This is a genomic window from Herbaspirillum sp. WKF16 (genome assembly GCF_028993615.1).
Taxonomy (GTDB): Bacteria; Pseudomonadota; Gammaproteobacteria; order Burkholderiales; family Burkholderiaceae_D; genus Herbaspirillum.
This window is the reverse complement of sequence record NZ_CP118632.1, coordinates 1,146,093-1,168,954: the sequence shown is the minus strand read 5'-3', so window position 1 is coordinate 1,168,954 and position 22,862 is coordinate 1,146,093. Positions and strand designations below refer to the sequence as shown.

Genomic DNA, 22,862 nt, shown 5'->3' with positions numbered 1-22,862 from the left:
CGGAGCGTTGTCGAAGCGACAATCCGGGCGCGCACCGGCTGCTGCGGCCGACCGGGAACAAACCCGCCAGCCGCGCGCGATTGCAGCCGATCGGCCGCGTCGGATTTCCACCGGGGAAATATTGTTAAATAATTAAACGATGGAAACGTTTCCATGAAAGAAATATGACAAAGGCTTATTTGTTCTGTCATAAACTTGTCATACCTCCTTAATACACTCCCGGCAAAACAGGATGGACAGGGACCATTGAATGACCAGAAAAGCAAAACCGGAAAACGATCTCCAACCGGAGCTGCCCGCCAATACGATCTACCTCAACCGCGAACTCTCGCAGCTGGCGTTCAACCGGCGAGTGCTGGCCCAGGCCGAAGACCGCAGCGTTCCCTTGCTGGAACGCCTGCGCTATCTGTGCATCTGCAGCAGCAACCTGGATGAATTCTTCGAGGTGCGCATCGCCAGCCTGCTGGCCAACCGCATCGAAGGCGAGAACGTCGATCCGCCCGAGCTGCGCGCCGCGCTGGAGCGCACCAGCGCCGAATGCCACCGCATCGTGTCGCGCCAGTACCAGCTGCTCAACGACGAGATCCTGCCGCAGCTGGCCACCAACGGCATCCACCTGCTGCGCCACGAAGACCGCAACGAAGCGCAGCGCGCCTGGGTCAAGGGCTACTTCGAGCAGCACGTGCGCCCGCTGTTGACGCCGATCGGCCTGGACCCGGCCCACCCCTTCCCGCAGGTGGTCAACAAGAGCCTGAACTTCATCATCGAGCTCTCCGGCAAGGACGCCTTCGGTCGCGGCACCGGCATCGTCATCGTCAAGGCGCCGCGCGTGCTGCCGCGCGTGATCAAGCTGCCCGACCATCTCTCGGCCAAGGGCTCGTCGTCGTTCTGCCTGCTGTCCTCGGTGATCCATGCGCATATCGCCGAACTGTTCCCGGGCCGCGAAATCACCGCCTATTCGCAGTTCCGCGTCACCCGCAACAGCGACCTGTGGGTCGATGAAGAGGAAGTGAAGAACCTGCGCCAGGCGCTGGAAACCGAATTGCAAAGCCGCCAGTTCGGCGTGGCGGTGCGGCTGGAAGTGGCCAGCAACTGTCCCGAGCACCTGGCGCAGTTCCTGCTGAACCAGTTCAACATCGACCGCAACCGCCTGTATGCGGTGGAAGGGCCGGTGAACATGGTGCGCCTGTCCGAGATCGTCAACCTGGTGGCGCAGCCGGAGCTGCGCTTCCCGCCGTTCTCCCCCACCCTGCCGCACCAGCTCATCAGCGAGAACATCTTCAGCGTGCTGGACAAGAAGGACGTGCTGCTGCACCACCCCTTCCAGTCGTTCCAGCCGGTGGTCGATTTCATCCGCAGCGCGGCGCACGATCCGCACGTGGTGGCGTTGAAGCAGACCATCTACCGCACCGGCATGAACTCCGACCTGATGGAGGCGCTGATCTACGCCGCCCAGCACGGCAAGGAAGTGACCGTGATCGTGGAGCTGATGGCGCGCTTCGACGAGGAAGCCAACATCAACTGGGCGGTCAAGCTGGAACAGGCCGGCGCCCAGGTGGTGTACGGCGTGGTCGGCCTCAAGACGCACGCCAAGCTGGCGCTGGTGATCCGCCGCGAAGACGAGCGCCTGCGCTTCTACGCCCACCTCGGCACCGGCAACTATCACCCCAACACCACCAAGTTCTATACCGATTTCGGCCTGCTGACGTCCAACCAGGAACTCACCGCCGAAGTCAACGAGGTGTTCATCCACCTGACCAGCCTGAGCAAGCCGCGCAACCTGAACCACCTGTGGCTGGCGCCGTTCACGCTGCAGAAGGAGACCATCCGCGCCATCCGCAACGAGGCGCAGATCGCGCGCGAAGGACGGCCGGCGCGCATCATCGCCAAGATGAACGCGCTGCTGGACGAGTCGGTGATACGCGCGCTGTACGCGGCCTCGGCCGACGGCGTGAAGATCGACCTGATCGTGCGCGGCGCCTGCGCGCTGCGCCCGGGCGTGCCGGGGCTGTCCGAGAACATCCGGGTGCGCTCCATCATCGGCCGCTACCTGGAGCACTCGCGCATCTATTACTTCCGCAACGACCTGGCGCACGACGTCTACCTGGCCAGCGCCGACTGGATGAACCGGAACCTCTTCCGCCGTATCGAGGTCGGATTCCCGGTGCTGGACAAGGCCTTGAAGAAACGCGTCATCACCGAAGGCCTGAACCCTTACCTGAAGGACAACACGAACTCCTGGCATCTCGATGCCAACGGCGTCTACACCCTGAAGAAGGCGCGCAGCAAGCAGCAGACTTTCAGCGCCCAGCAGCACCTGATGACGACACTAGGCATTCCGGCGTTGCCGGAAGAATGAGGATGCCGCCAGCCCTATATCCGGAAATCATTACAGGAGCGTGAGATGGATCTGATTTTGTGGCGGCACGCGGAAGCGGAGCTGGGCGAACCCGACGAGGGACGCGCCCTGACCCCGAAAGGACACAAGCAGGCCGCCAAGATGGCCGAATGGCTGGATCGCAACCTGCCGGAAAGCTGCCGCATCCTGGTCAGCCCGGCGACCCGCACGCTGCAGACGGTGGAGGCGCTGGGCCGCAAGTACAAGGTGCACCCGGAGCTGGCGCCGGACAAGAGCGCGGAGGACCTGCTGCGCGCGGCCAACTGGCCCGACAACCGCGAACCGGTGCTGATCGTGGGCCACCAGCCGACGCTGGGCCTGGTGGCGGCGCAACTGATCGCGGGCCTGCCGCAGGAATGGTCGCTGCGCAAGGCCAACGTGTGGTGGATCGCCCAGCGTGAACGCGGCGACGTCACCACCAACTACCTGAAAGCGGTGATCGCGCCGGAGCTGCTGGCCACCTCCGGCAAGCACCATTCGCGCTGACAGCTGGCGCGCAGGCGAAAGAAAAACGCCGCCCGATGGGCGGCGTTTTCATTGGCGGCGTCGCCTGGATCAGAAGGTTTCCCAGTCGCCGTCATCGCCGGACGGCGGCGTATTGCGCGCCGCTGCCTTGCCCGGCGCGGCAGGCTTGGCCAGCGCGGGGGCGGGGGACGGCGCGGCTGCCGGACGCGGCGCAGGGCGCACCGGCTTGGCCGCGGCCCTGTTGTGCGCGACGATCGGAGCCGCCGCCGGGGCCGCCTGGAAACGCGCGCCGCCGGCGCCTTCGACCAGGCGGAACGCCGAGACTTCCTGCATCAGGCTTTGCGCCTGCTGCTCCAGTGCCTTGGCGGCGGCGCTGGCCTGCTCCACCAGCGCGGCGTTCTGCTGGGTGGCTTCATCCATCTGCGACACCGCGCGCGACACCTGGTCGATGCCGGCGCTCTGTTCGCTGGAAGCCGACGAGATTTCGCCCATGATGTCGGTCACGCGCTGCACGGCGTTGATGACGTCGCTCATGGTGGCGCCGGCCTGGCCCACCAGTTCGGAACCGGCCTGCACGCGATCCACCGACAGCATGATCAGGTCCTTGATTTCCTTGGCGGCGCTGGAGGAGCGCTGCGCCAGCGCGCGCACTTCCGACGCGACCACCGCGAAGCCGCGGCCCTGCTCGCCGGCGCGCGCCGCTTCCACCGCGGCGTTCAAGGCCAGGATGTTGGTCTGGAAGGCGATACCGTCGATGATGCTGACGATATCGGTGATCTTGGCCGAACTGGCGCGGATTTCTTCCATGGTCTGCACCACGCGGCCGACCACGGCGTTGCCGTCGGCGGCGATGGTGGAAGCGTTGACCGCCAGCGTGGTGGCCTGGCGCGCGTTGTCGGCGTTGTGCTTCACGGTGGAAGTCAGTTCTTCCATGCTGGAGGCAGTCTCCTCGAGCGACGCGGCCTGCTGCTCGGTGCGCGAGGACAGGTCGAGGTTGCCCGAGGAAATCTCGCGGGTGGCGGTGGCGATGGCGTCGCTGCCGGTGCGCACCGCGCGCACGGTGCGCGTGAGGCTCTCCTGCATGTGCGCCAGGCCGGCCAGCAGCTGGCCCATTTCATTCTTGGAGTGCACATGCACGTGCTGGGTCAGGTCGCCCGCCGAGATCGCCTCGAAGTGGTTCAGGGCGCGGCCCATCGGCTCGCCGATCGCGCGGCGCAGCGACAGCCAGCTGTACAGCGCCAGCAGCAGGCCGACCACGATGGCCACGCTGGAGAACATGCGAGAGGCCTCATAACGACGGGTGGAGGCGGCCAGGCTGTGCTCGGCCTGCTCGCTCTCATACTTGCTCAGCGCCTGGCCGTCGGCCTGCATCGCGGTGTAGATGGTGCCCACCACGCGCGCCTGGTCGCCGATGGCCTTGCGGTCGCCGGTCTTGATGGCTTCGGCAAACTTGACCAGCGCCTGTTCGGTCTTCTCGAGGCCCTCCGACACCTTCTTCACCAGCACCTTGCCCTCTTCGGTCTGCGGCAGTTCGGTGTACTTGGCCCACCATTGCAGCGCTTCCTTGCGGGCGTTGGCATCCATGCCGGCCATGCGCTCGGCCCAGGCCGGGTCGTCGGTCAGCGCGGCCTGGTCCAGCGAGGTGCGCTGGCGGCCGATCCAGATCAGCACGTTGTCGGCGGCGACGGTCTTGGGAATGCGCTCTTCGGTCAGCTCGCGGTTGATGCTGACGGCGGCCGACATGCCCAGCAGGCCGGAGGCGCCGATGGCGACCAGCAGGCAGGAAAGGATGAGGATGGCGATGGCGAGCTGCGCCTTGATGGAGATGTTCTTGAAAGACATGGATGATGTGTTCCGGTGGATGAAGGGGAAACGCGGCAGACCGCGCCACAGCCTCCAAGGCCGCGTGTACTTCCGCGGCGGCGTCCTTCGGTTCCCTGCGGAACATGGCGCTCTCTCACTTGGCTGGCGCGGCCCGGCGTCGCGCCCCCGCGCGACATGCCAGACCAAGCCTCGGCTGTTCTAGCTTATCGGCAATATTCTGAAAATCTTCAGTCCTCATCGCTGTATCCGTCACGATAGCGGCACAGCAAAAGAAAAAGCGCCGCAGCTTGAGGCTGCGGCGCTTCCACCGAAACTTGACGCTTAGTCAATATGGCGCAAGCCACCCCCGACTCAGAACTCCTCGAACTCGTCGTCGCGCGCCGAGGGCGCCGGCTTCCTGGCCGGCGCGGCGGCCGGCAAGCGGCCGGCCGGGTTCACCGTGCGCGCCTGCACCTCGATGGTAGCGGATGGGTTGATGGCGCGCGCCGGCGCGGCGGCGACCGGGGCCACGGCAAGCGCCGCAGCCGGCGCGGCCATCTTCAGGCGGAAGATCGAGACCGCGTGGGCCAGCACGTCGGACTGCTCCTGCAGGCTCTCGGCGGCGGCCGCGGCCTGCTCCACCAGCGCGGCGTTCTGCTGGGTGATCTCGTCGATCTGCGCAATCGCGTTGTTGACCTCGGCGATGCCGGCGCTCTGCTCCTGGCTGGCGGCGGTGATCTCACCCATGATGTCGGCCACGTGCTTGACCGAGGTGACGATCTCGCTCATGGTGGCGCCGGCTTCATCGACCAGCTTGCCGCCGGCGTCGACCTTGTCCACCGAGTCGCTGATGAGCTGCTTGATTTCCTTGGCCGCGGTGGCGCTGCGCTGGGCCAGCGAACGCACTTCCGAGGCCACCACCGCGAAGCCGCGTCCCTGCTCGCCGGCGCGCGCCGCTTCCACCGCCGCATTCAACGCCAGGATGTTGGTCTGGAAGGCGATGCCGTCGATCACGCCGATGATGTCGACGATCTTGCGCGAGCTTTCCTTGATCGAGCCCATGGTGTCCACCACGTCGCCCACCACGCGGCCGCCCTTGGTGGCGTAGTCGGAGGCCGAGACCACCAACTGGTTGGCCTGGCGCGCATTCTCGGCGTTCTGCTGCACGGTGGAGGTGAGCTGCTCCATCGAGCTGGCGGTTTCTTCCAGGCTCGACGCCTGCGATTCGGTGCGGTTGGAAAGGTCCAGGTTGCCGCGCGCGATCTCGTGCGAGGCGATGGCGATGACGGCCGCGCTTTCCTTGACCTCATTCAAGGTCGCGGCGAGGTTGGCTTGCATGGAGCCCAGCGCGTTGACCAGGGTGGCGGCCTCGTCGCGGCCGCGATCCTCGAAGTCCTGCGTCAGGTCGCCGCTGGAAATGGCAGCGGCGATGCCGCCGGCGCGCTTCAACGGGTTGACGATGGAACGGGTGATCACGAAGGTGAAGAACAGCCCCAGGCCCAGCGTCAGCACGCCGATCACCAGCATGCCGACCTGCGCCTTGCGGTAGCTGTCCTTGGCGTCGGCGTGGGCCGCCTTCATGTCGTCCTGCTGGAACACCGCCAGCGCGCCCACGCTGGCCATCCATTTTTCATGGGCCGGCAGGAAGTCGCTCTTGAGCAGCTGGGCGGCGTCGAAGTAATTGTTGCTGGCCACCTGCTGGCGAATGTTCTCCACAATGGGGAAGAGCTTCTTGCTTTCGGCGCTGGCCGCGCCCAGCAGCTCCTTGCCGCGGCCGCCATCGGACAGCGCGGCGATCTGCTTTTCGAATTCGGCATAGGCCTTCAGGATCTTGCCGAGGTGCTCGTCCTCGGCCTTGCCTTCGGCGGCATCGGTGGGCGTGACCACCTTGCGCAGGGCCAGCGCCAGTTCGCTGCCGGCCTCGCGCATGTTCATCGCGAAGGTCATGGCGGCGACCTTCTTGTCGATCACGTATTCGCTGGAGGATTCCAGCTCCGCCATGCGCCACAGGCCGATGGCCAGCAGCGCCACGGCGCACAGCAGGATGAGGCAAAAGCCGAAGGCCAGGCGGGTGCCGATCTTGAGATGTTGGATCATGAATGTGCTCTTTCCGTAAGAACGACGATGTATTTCAGACATCAAACCGGCGCGGCGCCGGGACGCGCTGGCCGTTTGCCCATGCCGTGGAGCGGCATCTTAGAAGATGCGCCTCGGCGCAAGCCAATGCTTTGTCAGCATGTGCTCATGTGCGTTTTGCATAGTTTTCCAAAGCGGGGCGCACGCCCCGAATCAGGGCGCGCGCGGCCTGCGCAGCCGCCCCGCGACGCCCCGCCGGAGTGCGTTCGCGGGGCGGCTCCGCCGGCCGACATTGTCATTCCCGCAAGACATCGGCGATGACGAAACGACAAGCGCACGCCACAGCGTTCAGTGCGCATGCAAGCGCGGCGCATCGTCGCCGTCCGCGGTCCTGAACACGCTCACCGTATTCCATAACAACTCGGCCTGCTTCTGCAAGCTTTCGGCCGCGGCCGCCGCCTCCTCCACCAGGGCCGCGTTCTGCTGGGTGATCGCCTCCATCTGCGCGATCGTATCGTTGACCTGCGCGATGCCGATGCTCTGCTCGTGGCTGGCCGAGGTGATCTCGCTCATGATGCCGGCCACCCGGCGCACCGAGCCGACGATCTCGCCCATGGTGGCGCCGGCCTCGTCGACCAGCTTGCCGCCGGCATCGACCTTCTGCACCGAGTCGCCGATCAGCTCCTTGATCTCGCGCGCGGCGGTGGCGCTGCGCTGGGCCAGCGAACGCACCTCGGAGGCCACCACCGCAAACCCCCTGCCCTGCTCGCCGGCGCGCGCCGCCTCCACCGCGGCGTTGAGCGCCAGGATATTGGTCTGGAAGGCGATGCCGTCGATCACGCTGATGATGTCGACGATGCGGGCCGAACTGTCCTTGATCTCGCCCATGGTCTGCACCACGCCGCCAACCACCTCGCCGCCGCGCGCGGCCAGCTTGGAGGCGGCGTCGGCCAGCTGGTTGGCTTGGCGCGCGTTGTCGGCGTTCTGCTGCACGGTGGAGGTCAGCTCTTCCATCGCACTGGCGGTTTCCTCCAGGCTGGCGGCCTGCGACTCGGTGCGGCGCGACAGGTCGGCGTTGCCGGTGGCGATCTCGCGCGAAGCCACCTGGATCACGTCGATGCTGTCGCGCACGTTGCCGACGATGCCGCCCAGGCTGCCGGTCATCTCGTTGAGCGAACCCAGCAATTGCGCCGTCTCGTCGCGGCCGCGCGCATGGATGCGCACGGTCAGGTCGCAGGCGGCCACCTGCCTGGCCATGTGCATGGAGTGCAGCACGGGACCGGTCACCGAGCGGGTGATCAGCACGCCCAGCCAGGCCGCCACCGCGGCCAGCAGGAAGATCGCCGCCAGCACCATCATCTGATTGCGGCGCAGCACCTGGTTCTGTTCATCCAGTTGCGCCGCCAGCACCTCGGTCATGCGGCCGATGGCCTTGAACTGCTCGTCGATGGCGCCCGTGAATGCCTTGAAATAGACGTCCGACGCGTAGCCCAGCTCCTGCGGCAGCAGCACCTGCTCGCGCGCCAGCGCGATGGCGCCTTCGCCGGCCCGGCCCGCGCCGGCAAAGGCCTCGCCCAGCTTGTCCTTGAGCGCGGGATTGGCCTCCGCCGCCTTGCCGAAGGCCTTTTGCGCGGCATCCAGGCGGTCGCGCGCGCGCTCCAGCATGGCGGCCAGTTCAAGCCGGTCTTCGGTCCTGATCTCCTTCTTGACCAGCAGGCCGGCGCCGCGCGCGCGGGAACGGCCCAGGTCTTCGGTCAGGGACGGCATGGCGACGAAGGCGGCGTTGATCAGCTGCGTGCTGTCGAAGTCCGGGTCGATGGTGTACCGGAAGTAATCCTGCAGGCGGCTGTTGATCTCGAACATGCCCGCCACCACCGCGCTGTGCCCGGCAAAGCTGGCCGGCCCGGCAATGCGCTTGGCCGCCACCGCGTCGCGCACCTGGATCCAGGCATCCTTCTGCGCGCGCAGCGCCTGCGCCACCCTGGGTTCATCCTTCTGCACCGCGGCCAGCCCCTCGTCCAGCGCCTGCAGGGCCTGGTCGACTTCGCCGGCCTTGGCCTGGCGCGCCGCCGCCACGCTCTCGTCGCCGCTCAGCAGGACCGCCGACATGCCGCGGTGCTGCTGGATCAGCTGCACGCTGCGCAGCAGTCGCCGTACCGGCTCGACGCCGGCGATCTCCAGTTTCTTGGAAGTGATCACCGCTTCGGTGCCGCTGACGAACAGGGCCGTAGGCACCCCGAACAGGATCACGCCCAGCAGGCCCAGCAAGGCGAATTTCTGCCAGAGCATCATGTTGGCAAGCAAGCGTTTCATTACATCCCCCTATCTACTGCAAAAGTGAAGCCGTCCGTGCGGAGGAAATGTTCCTTGCCTTCCGCCCGATTGTTTCCGGAGCGAAAGTAATTCAAAAGCCCGAATAAACGTTTGCGATTGAGCAAATTCCGTTCCAAAGTCCAGCCGATCAGGCGCAAAGGCTCGTTGCTGAGGGATGGGCGAGGCCCGGGCAAAAGCCGGAATTGCACAACGGGGAGAAAAGATGCCGCGTGGCAAAAATGCTGCACGGGCCTTGCGGGAGGATGAAGCGGCGATGCCGGCCCGATGATCGGGGGCGCGGAGATGCTCCGGCGACGATGGGGACGCCGCCGGGCCAGGCAAGCGGGCGGCGAAGGCCGCCCGCCTTCAGCGCGACTCGCGCGCCGGCTTGATGCCGGCGACCTTCTCCTGCCCCGGGCGTCGCGCCAGGTGCAGGTGCTGCAGGAACTGCTGCGTGGCCGATTCCCAGGAGCGGCGTTCGGCGTGGGAGCGCACTACCTCCTTGTCCAGGCGCAGGGCTTGCAGGCAGGCCTGCTTGAGGTCGTGCTTCAACACGCCGGAGACGCCGTTGTCGACCACGTCGATCGGGCCCTCGACCGGATAGGCGGCGACCGGGATGCCGCAGGCCATGGCTTCCAGCAGCACCAGCCCGAAGGTGTCGGTCTTGCTGGGGAAGACGAACACGTCGGCGCAGTTGTAGTAGGCCGGCAGCTCGTCGTGGCCCTTGGCGCCGAGGAAGCGCACCTTGGGATAGCGCTGCATCAGTTCTTCCGCCTGCGGCCCGTCGCCCACGACCCATTTGGTGCCGGGCAGGTCCAGCTTGAGGAAGGCCTCGATGTTCTTTTCCACCGCCACGCGGCCCACGTACAGGTACAGCGGGCGCTCGATGCAGGCATGGTCCTCCACCGCCGGGCGGAAGTGCGCGGTGTCGACGCCGCGGCCCCACAGCACGACGTTGCGGAAGCCCTCTTCCTCCAGCGCCAGCTTCATCGCCGGCGTGGGCACCATGACCGCTTGCGAGCGCCCATGGAACCAGCGCAGCAGGCGATAGGTGATGGCCTTGGGCAGCAGCTTGCGCGCGGCCAGGTACTCCGGGAAGCGGGTGTGATACGCGGTGGAGAAATTGAGCTTGCGGCGCACGCAGTAGCGTCGCGCGGCCAGGCCCATCGGGCCTTCGGTGGCGATGTGGATGCAGTCCGGCTGGAAGTTCTCGAGCGCCTGCGCGATACGCGCGTAGGGCTGGTAGGCCAGGCGGATTTCCGGATAGGTCGGGCAGGCGAAGGTGCGGAAGTCGCGCGGCGTGAGCATCAGGACTTCATGCCCGGCCGCGCGCAGGCAACGCACCGTGGAGCGCAAGGTATTCACGACTCCGTTGACTTGCGGTTCTCCCGCGTCGCTGATGATGGCAATACGCATAAAACTTGAACTTGAGGGGCTGAGGTCAGGCAAGGACCAGATCCTTGGCCGCGGCCTTGGCTTCTTTTCCCGCCTTCTTGAGTTGCATGATTTCCTGCCAGGTGACCAGGCGCAGCTCGCCGCCGGGCTCTTCGATCAGGGCGGTGAGGCTCTCCACCCAGTCGCCGTCGTTGCAATAGACGACGCCGCCGATGTCGCGGATCTCGGCCTTGTGGATGTGGCCGCAGATGACGCCGTCCAGCCCGCGCTTCTTGGCTTCGTCGGCCAGCGCGTCCTCGAACGAGGTGATGTAGCTGACCGCGTTCTTGACCTTGGACTTGAGGTATTGCGACAGCGACCAGTACGGCAGTCCGGCGCGCGCGCGCCAGCTGTTGAACCACTGGTTGAACTTGAGGATCATGGTGTAGAGCGAGTCGCCGACATAGGCCAGCCACTTGGCGCAGGCGATGACGCCGTCGAAGCGGTCGCCGTGCAGCACCAGCATGCGACGGCCGTCGGCGGTGACGTGCACCAGCTCATCGCGGATCTTGATGCCGCCGAAGTCGAGGTCGATGAACTGGCGGATCACTTCATCATGGTTGCCCGGGACGAACACCACGTTGGTGCCCTTCTTGGCTTTCTTGAGCACGGTCTGCACCACGTTGTTGTGCGACTGGTCCCAGTACCAGCGGCGCTTCAACTGCCAGCCGTCGATGATGTCGCCCACCAGGTACAGGGTCTCGGACTCGGTGGCGCGCAGGAACTCCAGCAGGCGCTCGGCCTGGCAGCCGGTGGTGCCGAGGTGGATGTCGGAAATCCAGATGGTGCGGAAGCGCAGCGGATCGCGCTTGCTGTCGTCATCCGCGTGCTCGTTGTTGTTGCCCGGGTCGGCGAACAGACCCTGGGCATTTTCCATGAACTGTTCGCGTGGTTTCATGCGGCCCTCGTGTCCTTGAGATAGTGACGGGCGTAGCGGCTGTCGAGCTTGGAGAGCGGCAGCAGCAGGAAGAAGTCGGCCGAGTGGAAATCGGGATCCCAGGCCGGTTCGCCGCACACCCATGCGCCGCTGCGCAGGTAGCCGCGCAGCAGCGGCGGGATCTGCGGCTCGTGGCCGGCTTCGCGGTCGTCGATCGGGAAGGGCAGCTTGGGGGCGACGCGGTAATCCGGCGGCGCCAGGTTCTTTTCCTTGAAGGCGTGGTACAGGGCGGCGGCGTTGTGGCCGCCGTCGGCCAGGCTCACGCTGGCGCAGCCCATCAGGTATTCGCAGCGCTCCTTGCGCATGTAGGCGGCAAGGCCGGCCCACAGCATCATGATCACGCCGCCGCTGCGGTAGTCGGGGTGGATGCAGGCGCGGCCGGCCTCGGCGATCACGCCGCGGATGTTGTCCAGGCGCGAGAGGTCGAACTCCTGTTCCGAGTAGAACTTGCCCATGCGGCGCGCGCCGTGCGGGCTCAGCACGCGATAGGTGCCGACCACGCTCAGGGTCTTGCTGTCGCGCACGATCAGGTGATCGCAATAATCGTCGAACTCGTCCTTGTCGAGGCCTTCGGCGTTGGCGAGCGCCGAGAGGTTCATGGCTTCGATGAAGACTTTGTAACGCAAGCGCTGCACTTCACGCACTTCTTCCGGGGTGCTCGCGAGGCTCAAGCTCAGCTTGGAAAAACTCGGATTGGCATCGGCAGGAATGGTAAGCAGTCTCATGCATCGTCCTTTATGGTTCATGGGATAACGATGCACAGACTAACGATGGATTGTTTCAGGCACATGACCGGGCTGCGAATAAAACAACAGTCCCCTGCAATCATGCGGGCATACCTCCGGGCCCGCAGCCAGAAAGACTTTGCGGACGATCGATGCCACTTCGCGCGCGGCGTTTTACGCCCCTTGAGGCAACGCAGGGCAAGCCTGGCCGGCAGGGTTACAATGACGGCGGAGAAACAATTCCGGGCTCGGGGAAAGCCATGCTGCAAGCGATCCCGCGGGAGATGCGAGCCCCTGAACTTCGGCACGGCGGCTTCATCGAAGCGGCATGGCGCGCGGCGGCGCGGATCGGCAAAGGCTTGCCGGCCGCACCATTGGCCGGACGCCCCGACATGCTTGTCAGCCCGTCGTCAGCATCGTTTTTGCAATGTCCATCAACTCAAACCAATAAAGGAAACATATGCTACTCAAGGATAAAGTCGCCCTGATCACCGGCTCGGCCAGCGGCATCGGCAAGGAGATCGCCGTCGAATACGCGAAGCAAGGCGCCAAGGTCGTGATCGCCGACCTCGCACTGGAGGCCGCCAAGGCCACCGCCGATGAGATCGTCAAGGACGGCGGCACCGCCATGGCCGTGGCCATGAACGTGACCGACGAAGCCCAGGTCGACAAGGGTGTGGCCGACGCCGTGAACACCTACGGCGGCCTGGACATCATGATCAGCAACGCCGGCATCCAGATCATCAGCCCGGTGGCCGAGCTGTCGCTGGAGAACTGGCGCAAGATGCTGGCGATCCACCTGGACGGCGCCTTCCTGACCACGCGCGCGGCGATGAAGGCGATGATCAAGCAAGGCCGCGGCGGCTCCATCATCTATATGGGTTCGGTGCACTCGCACCTGGCCTCGCCGCTCAAGGCGCCCTACGTCACCGCCAAGCACGGCCTGCTGGGCCTGGCCAAGACGGTGGCCAAGGAAGGCGCCAAGGACAAGATCCGCACCAACGTCATCTGCCCCGGCTTCGTGCGCACCCCGCTGGTGGAAAAGCAGATCCCCGAGCAAGCCAAGGAGTTCGGCATCAGCGAGGAAGACGTGATCAAGAAGGTGATGCTCAAGGACACCGTGGACGGCGAATTCACCACCACCCAGGACGTGGCCCAGACCGCGGTGTTCCTGGCGGCCTTCCCGACCAATGCGCTGACCGGCCAGTCGGTCGTGGTCAGCCACGGCTGGCACATGCAGTAAGGCGCGCCGGCCTTCGCAACAAGGCCGCCCGCGGGCGGCCTTGTCTTTTCCGTCGTCCGCGCCGGGCTCCCCGTCCCGGCCATCGGCTATCATGGCGGCATCCCAATCGCATCGCCGTCATTGCCATGGCAAGCCAAGCCTCCCCCTCCCCTCACGCTCCCGCGGACATCCACCTGCGCAGCTATGGCGATGAATCGCCGGCCCACCGCCACGACTTCCCGCAGCTGGTGCTGCCGCTGTCCGGGCGGCTGGAGCTGGACGTCGCCGGACGCCAGGGCGTAGCCGACGCCTCCACCGGTGTGTTCGTCGAACCCGGCGCCGATCACGCGACCAGCGCCGCCGGCGCCAACCGCTCGCTGGTGCTGGACCTGGCGCCGGCCATGGCGAGCGCGGCGCTGCTGGAGCAGCTGGCGGCGCGCCCCTTCATGCCGCTCTCGCAGGCGGCCGGCAAGCTGGTGGATTTCATGGCGCTGATGCTGGAACAGCAGCAGAAGATGGCGCTGGCGCAGCTGCAGCACTGGGTGCCGCTGCTGCTCGATACGCTGGCCATGGCGGCGCCGCGTCCGCAATCGCGGCTGCACCTGCTGATGGCGAAGATGGAAGCGCAACCGGCCTTGCCATGGTCGGTGCCGGACATGGCGGTCGCCGCGGCGATCAGCCCCAGCCGCCTGCATGAATGGTTCCAGCGCGAGACCGGCGCCACGCCGCGCGCGTGGCTGGCCGAGCTGCGCGTGAAGCAGGCCTGCGAACTGCTGCGCGGCAGCGCCCTGCCCTTGTCCGAGATCGCCCTGCGTTGCGGCTACGCCGACCAGAGCGCGCTGTCGAACGCGATGCGCAAGCTGCGCGCCACCACGCCGGCGGCCTACCGGCGCGCGCTGCCTGCCGGCCGCGATTGAACCGCGCCGCTCAGGCGCGCAGGCATTGCGCGTAGTAGCGCGAGAAATGCCGGTAGTCCGGCGTCGCCAGCCCTTCCCGCTTGGCCAGGTCATCCCAGCGCCGCAACCGCACGGCATCGGCCGCATGCGGCCTGGCGATGAAGTCGGCCGCCTGCCGTTCATCGAAGATCCCGCCCTGCAGCCTGAGGCTGCGCACCGAATCCTCCGACAGCATCGAGAAATACGCCGCATCGGTGGCGCACAGGTAGCGCTTGGCGTCGACATGCATGGCGATCGGCGCCAGCACCTCGTCGCCGAACAGCGGCCGCAGGAAAGGCAGGATGCGGTACTGGTGCAGATCGTCGATGCCGGCCATGGTGGGCGTGTCATGCGGCTCGCCGTGGGTCTCCAGCATGTGGCCGAGGTCGTGCAGCAGGCTGGCCACGATCAGGGCCGGCGCCGCGCCCTCCCGCTCGGCCAGCATCGCCGACTGCAGCGCGTGCTCCAGCTGCGTGACCGGCTCGCCGGTGTATTGGGTATGGCCGTGCCGGGCGAACAGCAGGCCGATGTCGTCCAGGGTCAGGGCCATGGCGCGCCTCGCATCGGGTAATCGTGAAAGCGGCCACTATAGCCGCGCCGGGTGTCGGCTTGATGACAGGCGTGTGACAGGCCGGATGAAAAACGCGACATCGAAAACGCCGCGCAAAAGCAAAGACGGCGGACCTTGCGATCCGCCGTCTTGCGCTGCTTCACATCATCGATGCGACCAGGCCGCTTACTTCAGGTCGAAGCGGTCTAGCTCCATCACCTTGGTCCAGGCGGCCACGAAATCGCGGACGAACTTTTCCTTGGCGTCGGCGCTGGCATACACCTCGGCCAGCGAACGCAGCACGGCGTTGGAGCCGAACACCAGGTCGACGCGCGTGCCGCTCCACTTGACGGCGCCGGTCTTGCGGTCGCGGCCTTCGAACTCCTCGGCGGCCGGCGACTTGGCCTTCCACTCGGTGCCCATGTCCAGCAGGTTGACGAAGAAGTCGTTGCTCAGTTGGCCTTCGCGCTGGGTAAATACGCCGTGCTTGCTGCCGCCGGCATTGGCGCCCAGCACGCGCAGGCCGCCGACCAGCACGGTCATTTCCGGCGCGGTCAGGGTCAGCAACTGCGCCTTGTCGATCAGCAGGTCTTCCGCGCGCACCGCATAGCGCTCCTTCTGGAAGTTGCGGAAACCGTCGGCCAGCGGCTCCAGCGGCACGAAGGAGTCGACGTCGGTCTGCGCCTGCGAAGCATCGGTGCGGCCCGGCTTGAACGGCGCCTCGATCGCCACGCCGGCATCCTTGGCGGCCTTCTCGACCGCCGCGCTGCCGGCCAGCACGATCAGGTCGGCCAGCGAAACCGTCTTGCCGCCCTGGTTGAAGCCGGCCTGGATGCCTTCCAGCGTCTTCAATACGGTGGCCAGCTGCGCCGGCTGGTTGGCGGCCCAGTCCTTCTGCGGCGCCAGGCGGATGCGCGCGCCGTTGGCGCCGCCGCGCTTGTCGCCGCCGCGGAAGGTCGAGGCCGACGCCCAGGCGGTGGAGACCAGCTGGGCCACGGAGAGGCCGGAGGCCAGCACCTTGGCCTTGAGCTCGGCGATGTCCTTGGCGTCGATCTGCGGGCCGTCGGCCTTGGGCACCGGATCCTGCCAGATCAGTTCCTCTGCCGGGACTTCCGGCCCCAGGTAACGGGCGCGCGGGCCGAGGTCGCGGTGGGTCAGCTTGAACCAGGCGCGGGCGAAGGCGTCGGCGAACTGCTCGGGATTCTGCAGGAAACGGCGCGAGATCTTTTCATAGGCCGGATCGAAGCGCAGCGACAGGTCGGTGGTCAGCATGGTCGGCAAACGCTTGCCGTTGCCCTGCGGATCGGGGATCACCGCCTGCGCGTCCTTGGCCACCCACTGGTGGGCGCCGGCCGGGCTCTTGGTCAGTTCCCACTCGTAGTTGAACAGGTTCTCGAAGAAGAAATTGCTCCATTGCGCCGGGGTCTGGGTCCAGGTGACTTCCAGGCCGCTGGTGATGGCGTCCGCGCCGGCGCCGCTGCCGAAGCTGCTCTTCCAGCCCAGGCCCTGGTGCTCCAGGTCCGAGCCTTCCGGCTCGCGGCCGACGTGCTTGGCGTCGCCGGCGCCGTGGGTCTTGCCGAAGGTGTGGCCGCCGGCGATCAGGGCCACGGTCTCTTCATCGTCCATCGCCATGCGGGCGAAGGTCTCGCGGATGTCATGCGCGGCGGCCAGCGGGTCGGGCTTGCCTTCCGGGCCTTCCGGGTTGACGTAGATCAGGCCCATCTGCACCGCGGCCAGCGGATTTTCCAGGTTGCGGCCGGCCGGTTCGGTGCGGTCCTGCTCGCTGCCGTGGCGGTCGGCGTCGGCGGTGATCTCGCCGGTGGTGCTGCCGTTCTTGCCCTTGCCGTAGCGGTCGTCGCCGCCCAGCCAGGTGGTTTCGGTGCCCCAGTAGACATCCAGGTCCGGCTCCCACACGTCCTGGCGGCCGCCGGCGAAGCCGAAGGTCTTGAAGCCCATGGTTTCCAGGGCGACGTTGCCGGTCAGGATGATCAGGTCGGCCCAGGATATCTTGTTGCCGTATTTTTGCTTGATCGGCCACAGCAGGCGGCGCGCCTTGTCCAGGCTGACGTTGTCGGGCCAGCTGTTCAACGGCGCGAAGCGCTGCTGGCCGCGCCCGGCGCCGCCGCGGCCGTCGCCGATGCGGTAGGTGCCGGCGCTGTGCCAGGACATGCGGATGAACAGAGGACCATAGTGGCCGAAGTCGGCCGGCCACCAGTCCTGGGAGTCGGTCATCAGCTTGGCGAGGTCGGCCTTCACCGCCGCCAGGTCCAGGCTCTTGAAGGCCTCGGCGTAGTTGAAATCCTCTCCCATCGGGTTGGACTTGGAGGAGTGCTGGGCCAGCAGGTCCACACGGAGCTGCTTGGGCCACCAGTCACGGCTGCTGGTGCCGCCCCCGGCGGTGTGGTTGAAAGGGCATTTGGCTTCGTTCGTCATTGCAATCTTCTCCTTATTCATCGACCCAACGAGTCATCACGCCCGGACCGGGAACGGGCATGTTCTTGTGGCCGCGCCGCGCAACGGAGGGTCGCTGCGCGCGGCCGGCGTGTTAGACGAAATGCTGGCTGCGTAATACGACGACGTCAGGACGCCCCGATTCCGTTGCCGGCATTCGCATCCCGGTCAATCAAACAGATCATTAATGTAATGCATCGAAACCATGATCATGATTGTCTTTTTGTATAATTGCTTTTGGGATTTTCAATCTCCCTGCAGGCGACGTGTGATTGCCAGTGTAGTGCGCGCGGCCTGCGTTGCGGCAAATCCGTTTCGTCGATGAGGAGGGTATTTCGTTCCTCTTGGCCGACGCGCGGCTTTCTCCGAAACGCGAACAGCCGCTTGGGTTGCGCTCTTGCCGGCGCCATGCCACAAGGGGCGTGCTTGCCGCACGGGAAAATACGAGCCGATAACCGTCGCAGGTCAACCGTAAGGCGTCTGGATCGTTGTGGGAAACGCTGCCCGCGAATCAAGGGGAATCGCGGCGGCGACAATTCATCTCCACACATCACGCCACCATGACGGAAGCTACTGAAAACCTGGAACACGCCGAGCATGCCCATGCCTCGGGCAACAAGAAACTGGCCCTGCTGATCGCGATCCTCGCGCTGGTGCTGGCAGTGACCGAAACCATGTCCAAGTCCTACCAGACCGAGGTCATCCTGAAGCACCAGGAAGCGGCCAACCTGTGGGCCTTCTTCCAGGCCAAGTCGATCCGCGGCAACTCGGCGCAGCTGGCCAAGACCCAGCTGACGCTGCTGGGCAATCCCAAGGATGAGCGCGTCGGCGCCGCCATCGCCAAGCTGGACGAGGCCATCGCCCTCTACGACAGCAACGAGAAGACCGGCGAAGGCAAGAAGGAGCTCTCGCACAAGGCGCGCGAAGCCGAACATGAGGCGCACGGCTTCATGGAGAAATACGAGAAAATGGAAATGGCGGCCGGCATGCTGCAGGTCGCCATCGTGCTGGCCTCGGCCACCATCATCACCGGCGTGGCCGTGCTGGCCTATCTGTCGATGGGCATCGGCGTGGTGGCGCTGGCCTTCATCGGCGCCGGCCTGTTCACCACCGTATAAGGCGGCGCTCAACGCCGCCTTCGCGCCGCCCGCCTGCGCGGGCGGTGCGCCTTTCGTGGCGTCCGTGCGCGACGATTCCACAAAAACTCCGTAGTCCGCGCCAAGCCGGCGCGCGCATCTGCATGCATACTGCGAGCCTTGCAGTCTTCATGGCAATGATTCCCGATGCGTTCCAATACGATCCTGCGCGGCATCCTCTACGGCGCGCTGACCGGCGCGGCCTGGGGCCTGGTGTTCCTGGCGCCCGAACTGACCCGCGACTTCTCGCCCTGGCAACTGGCCGCCGGGCGCTACCTGGCCTACGGCCTGTTCGCCGCGGTGCTGGCGGCGCCGCGCCTGCGCACGCTGCTGCCGCACCTGGGCGCGGCCGAATGGCGCGCGCTGGTGTGGCTGAGCCTGCTGGGCAATGTGGTGTACTACGTGTTCCTGGCCAGTGCGGTGCAGATGGGCGGCATGGCCATGACGTCGCTGGTGATCGGTTTCCTGCCGGTGGCGGTCACCATCATCGGCAGCCGCGGCAAGGGCGCGGTTCCGCTCGGCAAGCTGGCGCCCTCGCTGGCACTGGGCCTGGCCGGCATCGCCTGCGTGGCGTGGCAGTCGCTGGGTCGCAGCCGCTCGGGCGCGACGGGTTCGCAGGACGTCATCGGTTTCTTCTGCGCGCTGGGCGCGCTGGTCTCATGGACCACCTATGCGGTGGGCAACAGCCGCTGGCTGGCGCGCTTGCATGCCATCTCGGCGCACGACTGGAGCCTCTTGACCGGACTGGTCACGGGAGTGCTGTCGCTGTTCATCGCCATCCCCGCCTTCACGGTGCTGCTGGAGCCGCGCACCGGTTCGCAATGGCTGGGCTTTGCCGGCGTGTGCGCCGGCGTGGCGATCTTCGCCTCCATCCTGGGCAACGCCTGCTGGAACAAGGCCAGCCGGCTGCTGCCGCTGACCATGATCGGACAGATGATCCTGTTCGAGACCTTGTTCGCGTTGCTGTACGGGTTCCTGTGGGAGCAGCGCCTGCCAACCTTGCCGGAGGCCGCCGCGATGGTGCTGGTGACGGCCAGCGTGCTGCTGTGCGTGTCGGCGCATCGGGTGGTGGATGAAGGTGGGGGGCATTAAACGGAGGACCCCAGCGTCGTTTGTCGCACGTCACCCACTCCTTGTTCGGACTGAGCCTTCGATAAACCCAGACAAGCTCAGGACAGGCCCTTCGACAGGCTCAGGACAGGCCCTTCGACAAGCTCAAGACAGGCTTCGATACGCCGTTTCACGGCTACTCAGCCCGAACGGAATCCGAGGAGCGCAACGAAAGTCACTGGGTCCCCGCTTTCGCGGGGATGACGGAGAAAGCACGAGAGCGAGCCAATGCATCGAAGCGCCAGCGAGCAGCAAGCAAGACAAAGCCGCAGGCGAGTCGGAGACCATGCGAGGCCGCAGGCGAGCCGGACACGCTTTCCCCTTGTGGGCCAGCCGTCGGAGCGGCGCAAAAAGTGGATCAGGGCGTCAGTCGGAGCGCAGCGACTCTGACGACCCCACTTTTTGCGACGCTCCGACGGGTACCCCGAAGGGGCTGGCACTTAGGGGCCGCCTTCTTTTGCTTACTTTTCTTGGCGGAGCAAGAAAAGTGAGCGGCTGCCGGGCCGCCCCGGCGCTCACCTCCGACCGGAGAAAGATAAATCTAAAGCCGGTACATCTGCATGCAGCAAGACCTGACTACTCAAACAACGACGGCATCCACGCCGACTTCGATACACCGCAAAAGCGGCTACTCAGTCCGAACGGAATTCAAGGAAGCGCAACGAACGACACTGGGTCCCGGCCTGCGCCGGGATGACGGATTAAAAAGACAGTGAGCCAATGCATCAAAGCCGAAGGCGAGGCGCAAGCAAGACAAAGCCGCAGGCGAGTCGGAGACAGCGCGAGGCCGCAGGCGAGTCGGAGACAGCGCGAGGCCGCAGGCGAGCCGGACACGCTTTCCCCTTGTGGGCCAGCCGTCGGAGCGGCGCAAAAAGTGGATCAGGGCGTCAGTCGGAGCGCAGCGACTCTGACGACCCCACTTTTTGCGACGCTCCGACGGGCACCCCGAAGGGGCTGGCACTTAGGGGCCGGTTTCTTTGCTTACTTTCTTTGGCGGGCCAAAGAAAGTGAGCGGCTGCCGGGCCGCCCCCGGCGCTCCCTTCCGACCGGAGAAAGATAAGTCTTGAGCCGGTACATCTGCACGCGGCAAGACCAGACTACCCAAACAACGACGGCCCCCACGCTGACTTCGATACGCCGCCAAAGCGGCTACTCAGCCCGAACGGAGTCCAAGGAGCGCAACGAAAGTCACTGGGTCCCCGCTTTCGCGGGGATGACGGAGAAAGCTCGAGAGCGAGCCAATGCATCGAAGCGCCAGCGAGCAGCAAGCAAGACAAAGCCGCAGGCGAGTCGGAGACCACGCGAGGCCGCAGGCGAGCCGGATACGCTTTCCCCTTGTGGGCCAGCCGTCGGAGCGGCGCAAAAAGTGGATCAGGGCGTCAGTCGGAGCGCAGCGACTCTGACGACCCCACTTTTTGCGCCGCTCCGACGGGCACCCCGAAGGGGCTGGCACTTAGGGGCCGTTTTCTTTGCTTACTTTCTTTGGCGGGCCAAAGAAAGTGAGCGGCTGCCGGGCCGCCCCCGGCGCTCCCTTCCGACCGGAGAAAGATAAGTCTTGAGCCGGTACATCTGCACGCGGCAAGACCAGACTACCCAAACAACGACGGCCCCCACGCTGACTTCGATACGCCGCCAAAGCGGCTACTCAGCCCGAACGGAGTCCAAGGAGCGCAACGAAAGTCACTGGGTCCCCGCTTTCGCGGGGATGACGGAGAAAGCACGAGAGCGAGCCAATGCATCGAAGCGCCAGCGAGCAGCAAGCAAGACAAAGCCGCAGGCGAGTCGGAGACCACGCGAGGCCGCAGGCGAGTCGGATACTCTTTCCCCTTGTGGGCCAGCCGTCGGCGCGACGCAAAAAGTGGATCAGGGCGTCAGCCGGAGCGCAGCGACTCTGACGACCCCACTTTTTGCGCCGCTCCGACGGGTACCTCGAAGGGGCTGGCACTTAGGGGCCGCCTTCTTTTGCTTACTTTTCTTGGCGGAGCAAGAAAAGTGAGCGGCTGCCGGGCCGCCCCCGGCGCTCCGTCTCGACCGGAGAAAGATAAGACTAAAGCCGGTACATCTGCATGCAGCAAGACCAGACTACCCAAACAACAACGACTGCATCCACGCCGACTTCGATACGCCGCCAAAGCGGCTACTCAGCCCGAACGGAATCCAAGGAACGCAACGAAAGACGCTGGATCCCGGCTTTCACCGGGACGACACCGTGGAGGAGCAGTGATACGGCGGAGATGAAAGCACGCGACGACAGAGGCTCCTCACCCCATCGCCGCCAGCTTCTTCAACACATGCGACGCGGCCACCAGTCCGAAGGAAGCCGTCACCACCATCGCCGAGCCGAAGCCGGCGCAGTTCAAACCAGTCACCCCACCCTGCGCGACATCTTCGGCCGCCGCCACGTCGGCCGCATCGCCGCCGATGTCCATGTCCTCGCCGCCGGCCATGGCCGGATCGATCGCGCAGGCCTCGCCCTCGCCGATATCGGGAAAGCGCAGCGGTTCGGTGGAGAACACCGCATCGATGTGGAATTTGTTCTTGGTGCCGCGCGGGAAGCCGTGCTGCGAACGCAGGCGCTTGCGCACCTTGGCCAGGAGCGGCTCCTGCTCGGTGCGGCAAAGGTCGCGGATCTCGATCATGGTGGGATCGATCTGGCCGCCGGCGCTGCCGATGGTGACCAGCGGCATGCCGTTCTGGCGGCACCAGGCGATCATCGCCACCTTGGCGGGAACGTTGTCGATGGCGTCGACCACATAGTCGAACTTCCCGCCGCCCAGCATCTGCGGCACGTTCTCCGGATCGACGAAGTCTTCCACCTCGGTCACCACGCAGGTCGGGTTGATCTGCATGATGCGCTCGCGCAGCGCCGTCACCTTGGCCTGGCCCAGGGTCTCGGACAAGGCGTGGATCTGGCGGTTGACGTTGGACTCGGCCAGGTTGTCCAGGTCGATCATGGTGATGTGACCGATGGCGCTGCGCGCCAGCGCTTCCACGATCCACGAGCCGACGCCGCCCACCCCCACCACGCACACGCGCGCGCGGCCGAAGCGCTCCAGCGCCTCTTTGCCGTACAGGCGGGCCACGCCGCCGAAGCGGCGTTCGTAATCGATGTCGTGCTGGAGGGCGCCGGCCGGCGCGCTGCTGTCTGCGGTAGCGCTCATGGAACTGATGTGAATGACAAGGTTGCCGGAATCGGCGGATGCCGCATTATCCCGTGTTTGCCGCGGGCTTGCCGAAGCAGCGCGCGCGGCCTTTCATAAAGACAACGGGCCGCGATGGCGGCCCGTTGTTCGATGCTCGATGCTGA

Annotated in this window: 15 protein-coding genes; 6 read left to right on the top strand and 9 right to left on the bottom strand. The window is 65.8% G+C overall.

The features are described from left to right. Positions 1–250: 250 nt before the first annotated feature. Positions 251–2,359, top strand: coding sequence for a polyphosphate kinase 1 (gene ppk1 / locus Herbaro_RS05250; RefSeq protein ID WP_275012780.1), 2,109 nt, complete (start codon positions 251–253; stop codon positions 2,357–2,359). Positions 2,360–2,404: 45 nt separating this feature from the next. Next, positions 2,405–2,884, top strand: a complete 480-nt coding sequence (locus tag Herbaro_RS05245) for a SixA phosphatase family protein (RefSeq protein WP_275012779.1) — start codon at positions 2,405–2,407, stop codon at positions 2,882–2,884. 69 nt (positions 2,885–2,953) lie between these two features. On the opposite strand, the gene Herbaro_RS05240 is transcribed toward Herbaro_RS05245, so the two are convergent. The 6 genes from Herbaro_RS05240 to Herbaro_RS05215 all read right to left on the bottom strand — a co-directional run bounded on the left by Herbaro_RS05240 (position 2,954) and on the right by Herbaro_RS05215 (position 12,151). Continuing rightward, the gene (locus Herbaro_RS05240) at positions 2,954–4,705 is read right to left on the bottom strand and encodes a methyl-accepting chemotaxis protein (RefSeq protein WP_275012778.1); all 1,752 of its coding nucleotides are present in this window, start codon (positions 4,703–4,705) and stop codon (positions 2,954–2,956) included. A 333-nt stretch (positions 4,706–5,038) separates the two neighbouring features. After that, complete coding sequence (locus Herbaro_RS05235) at positions 5,039–6,763, bottom strand: methyl-accepting chemotaxis protein (protein ID WP_275012777.1); 1,725 nt, start codon at positions 6,761–6,763, stop codon at positions 5,039–5,041. A gap of 327 nt (positions 6,764–7,090) precedes the next feature. Beyond that, complete coding sequence (locus Herbaro_RS05230; RefSeq protein WP_275012776.1) at positions 7,091–9,055, bottom strand: methyl-accepting chemotaxis protein; 1,965 nt, start codon at positions 9,053–9,055, stop codon at positions 7,091–7,093. A 366-nt stretch (positions 9,056–9,421) separates the two neighbouring features. Continuing rightward, positions 9,422–10,471, bottom strand: a complete 1,050-nt coding sequence (locus Herbaro_RS05225) for a glycosyltransferase family 4 protein (RefSeq protein ID WP_275012775.1) — start codon at positions 10,469–10,471, stop codon at positions 9,422–9,424. A 25-nt stretch (positions 10,472–10,496) separates the two neighbouring features. Further along, positions 10,497–11,387, bottom strand: coding sequence for a UDP-2,3-diacylglucosamine diphosphatase (locus Herbaro_RS05220; RefSeq protein ID WP_275012774.1), 891 nt, complete (start codon positions 11,385–11,387; stop codon positions 10,497–10,499). Continuing rightward, positions 11,384–12,151, bottom strand: coding sequence for a GNAT family N-acetyltransferase (locus tag Herbaro_RS05215; RefSeq protein ID WP_275012773.1), 768 nt, complete (start codon positions 12,149–12,151; stop codon positions 11,384–11,386). Before Herbaro_RS05215 ends, Herbaro_RS05220 begins: the two co-directional genes overlap by 4 nt. A 460-nt stretch (positions 12,152–12,611) precedes the next feature. Between Herbaro_RS05215 and Herbaro_RS05210 the strand changes: the two genes are divergently transcribed. Together Herbaro_RS05210 and Herbaro_RS05205 are read left to right on the top strand one after the other, a co-directional pair. After that, on the top strand, positions 12,612–13,394 hold the full coding sequence (locus Herbaro_RS05210) for a 3-hydroxybutyrate dehydrogenase (protein WP_275012772.1): 783 nt from the start codon (positions 12,612–12,614) through the stop codon (positions 13,392–13,394). A gap of 125 nt (positions 13,395–13,519) precedes the next feature. Continuing rightward, positions 13,520–14,290 (top strand): helix-turn-helix transcriptional regulator, encoded by a 771-nt coding sequence (locus tag Herbaro_RS05205; protein ID WP_275012771.1) that lies wholly within the window; start codon positions 13,520–13,522, stop codon positions 14,288–14,290. A gap of 10 nt (positions 14,291–14,300) precedes the next feature. Here Herbaro_RS05205 and Herbaro_RS05200 read toward each other — a convergent pair whose 3' ends face one another. After that, entirely contained in the window at positions 14,301–14,858 is a 558-nt protein-coding gene (locus Herbaro_RS05200; RefSeq protein ID WP_275012770.1) for a phosphonate degradation HD-domain oxygenase, read from the bottom strand. 186 nt (positions 14,859–15,044) lie between these two features. Further along, entirely contained in the window at positions 15,045–17,291 is a 2,247-nt protein-coding gene (gene katG / locus Herbaro_RS05195) for a catalase/peroxidase HPI (protein ID WP_275012769.1), read from the bottom strand. 578 nt (positions 17,292–17,869) lie between these two features. Here katG and Herbaro_RS05190 point away from each other — a divergent pair. Next, positions 17,870–18,427 carry a DUF4337 domain-containing protein gene (locus Herbaro_RS05190; RefSeq protein ID WP_275012768.1) on the top strand — a complete coding sequence of 186 codons (558 nt, stop codon included), beginning with the start codon at positions 17,870–17,872 and terminating at the stop codon, positions 18,425–18,427. A gap of 165 nt (positions 18,428–18,592) precedes the next feature. Then, positions 18,593–19,537 (top strand): DMT family transporter, encoded by a 945-nt coding sequence (locus tag Herbaro_RS05185; protein WP_275012767.1) that lies wholly within the window; start codon positions 18,593–18,595, stop codon positions 19,535–19,537. Positions 19,538–21,816: 2,279 nt separating this feature from the next. Here Herbaro_RS05185 and Herbaro_RS05180 read toward each other — a convergent pair. Further along, complete coding sequence (locus Herbaro_RS05180; protein ID WP_275012766.1) at positions 21,817–22,716, bottom strand: tRNA threonylcarbamoyladenosine dehydratase; 900 nt, start codon at positions 22,714–22,716, stop codon at positions 21,817–21,819. Positions 22,717–22,862: the final 146 nt, after the last annotated feature.

Excerpts from the sequence above, each read along its gene's own strand:
- ppk1 (WP_275012780.1), top strand. The coding sequence starts at position 251 with ATGACCAGAAAAGCAAAACCGGAAAACGATCTCCAACCGGAGCTGCCC.
- Herbaro_RS05245 (WP_275012779.1), top strand. The coding sequence starts at position 2,405 with ATGGATCTGATTTTGTGGCGGCACGCGGAAGCGGAGCTGGGCGAACCC.
- Herbaro_RS05240 (WP_275012778.1), bottom strand. The coding sequence starts at position 4,705 with ATGTCTTTCAAGAACATCTCCATCAAGGCGCAGCTCGCCATCGCCATC.
- Herbaro_RS05235 (WP_275012777.1), bottom strand. The coding sequence starts at position 6,763 with ATGATCCAACATCTCAAGATCGGCACCCGCCTGGCCTTCGGCTTTTGC.
- Herbaro_RS05230 (WP_275012776.1), bottom strand. The coding sequence starts at position 9,055 with ATGAAACGCTTGCTTGCCAACATGATGCTCTGGCAGAAATTCGCCTTG.
- Herbaro_RS05225 (WP_275012775.1), bottom strand. The coding sequence starts at position 10,471 with ATGCGTATTGCCATCATCAGCGACGCGGGAGAACCGCAAGTCAACGGA.
- Herbaro_RS05220 (WP_275012774.1), bottom strand. The coding sequence starts at position 11,387 with ATGAAACCACGCGAACAGTTCATGGAAAATGCCCAGGGTCTGTTCGCC.
- Herbaro_RS05215 (WP_275012773.1), bottom strand. The coding sequence starts at position 12,151 with ATGAGACTGCTTACCATTCCTGCCGATGCCAATCCGAGTTTTTCCAAG.
- Herbaro_RS05210 (WP_275012772.1), top strand. The coding sequence starts at position 12,612 with ATGCTACTCAAGGATAAAGTCGCCCTGATCACCGGCTCGGCCAGCGGC.
- Herbaro_RS05205 (WP_275012771.1), top strand. The coding sequence starts at position 13,520 with ATGGCAAGCCAAGCCTCCCCCTCCCCTCACGCTCCCGCGGACATCCAC.
- Herbaro_RS05200 (WP_275012770.1), bottom strand. The coding sequence starts at position 14,858 with ATGGCCCTGACCCTGGACGACATCGGCCTGCTGTTCGCCCGGCACGGC.
- katG (WP_275012769.1), bottom strand. The coding sequence starts at position 17,291 with ATGACGAACGAAGCCAAATGCCCTTTCAACCACACCGCCGGGGGCGGC.
- Herbaro_RS05190 (WP_275012768.1), top strand. The coding sequence starts at position 17,870 with ATGACGGAAGCTACTGAAAACCTGGAACACGCCGAGCATGCCCATGCC.
- Herbaro_RS05185 (WP_275012767.1), top strand. The coding sequence starts at position 18,593 with ATGCGTTCCAATACGATCCTGCGCGGCATCCTCTACGGCGCGCTGACC.
- Herbaro_RS05180 (WP_275012766.1), bottom strand. The coding sequence starts at position 22,716 with ATGAGCGCTACCGCAGACAGCAGCGCGCCGGCCGGCGCCCTCCAGCAC.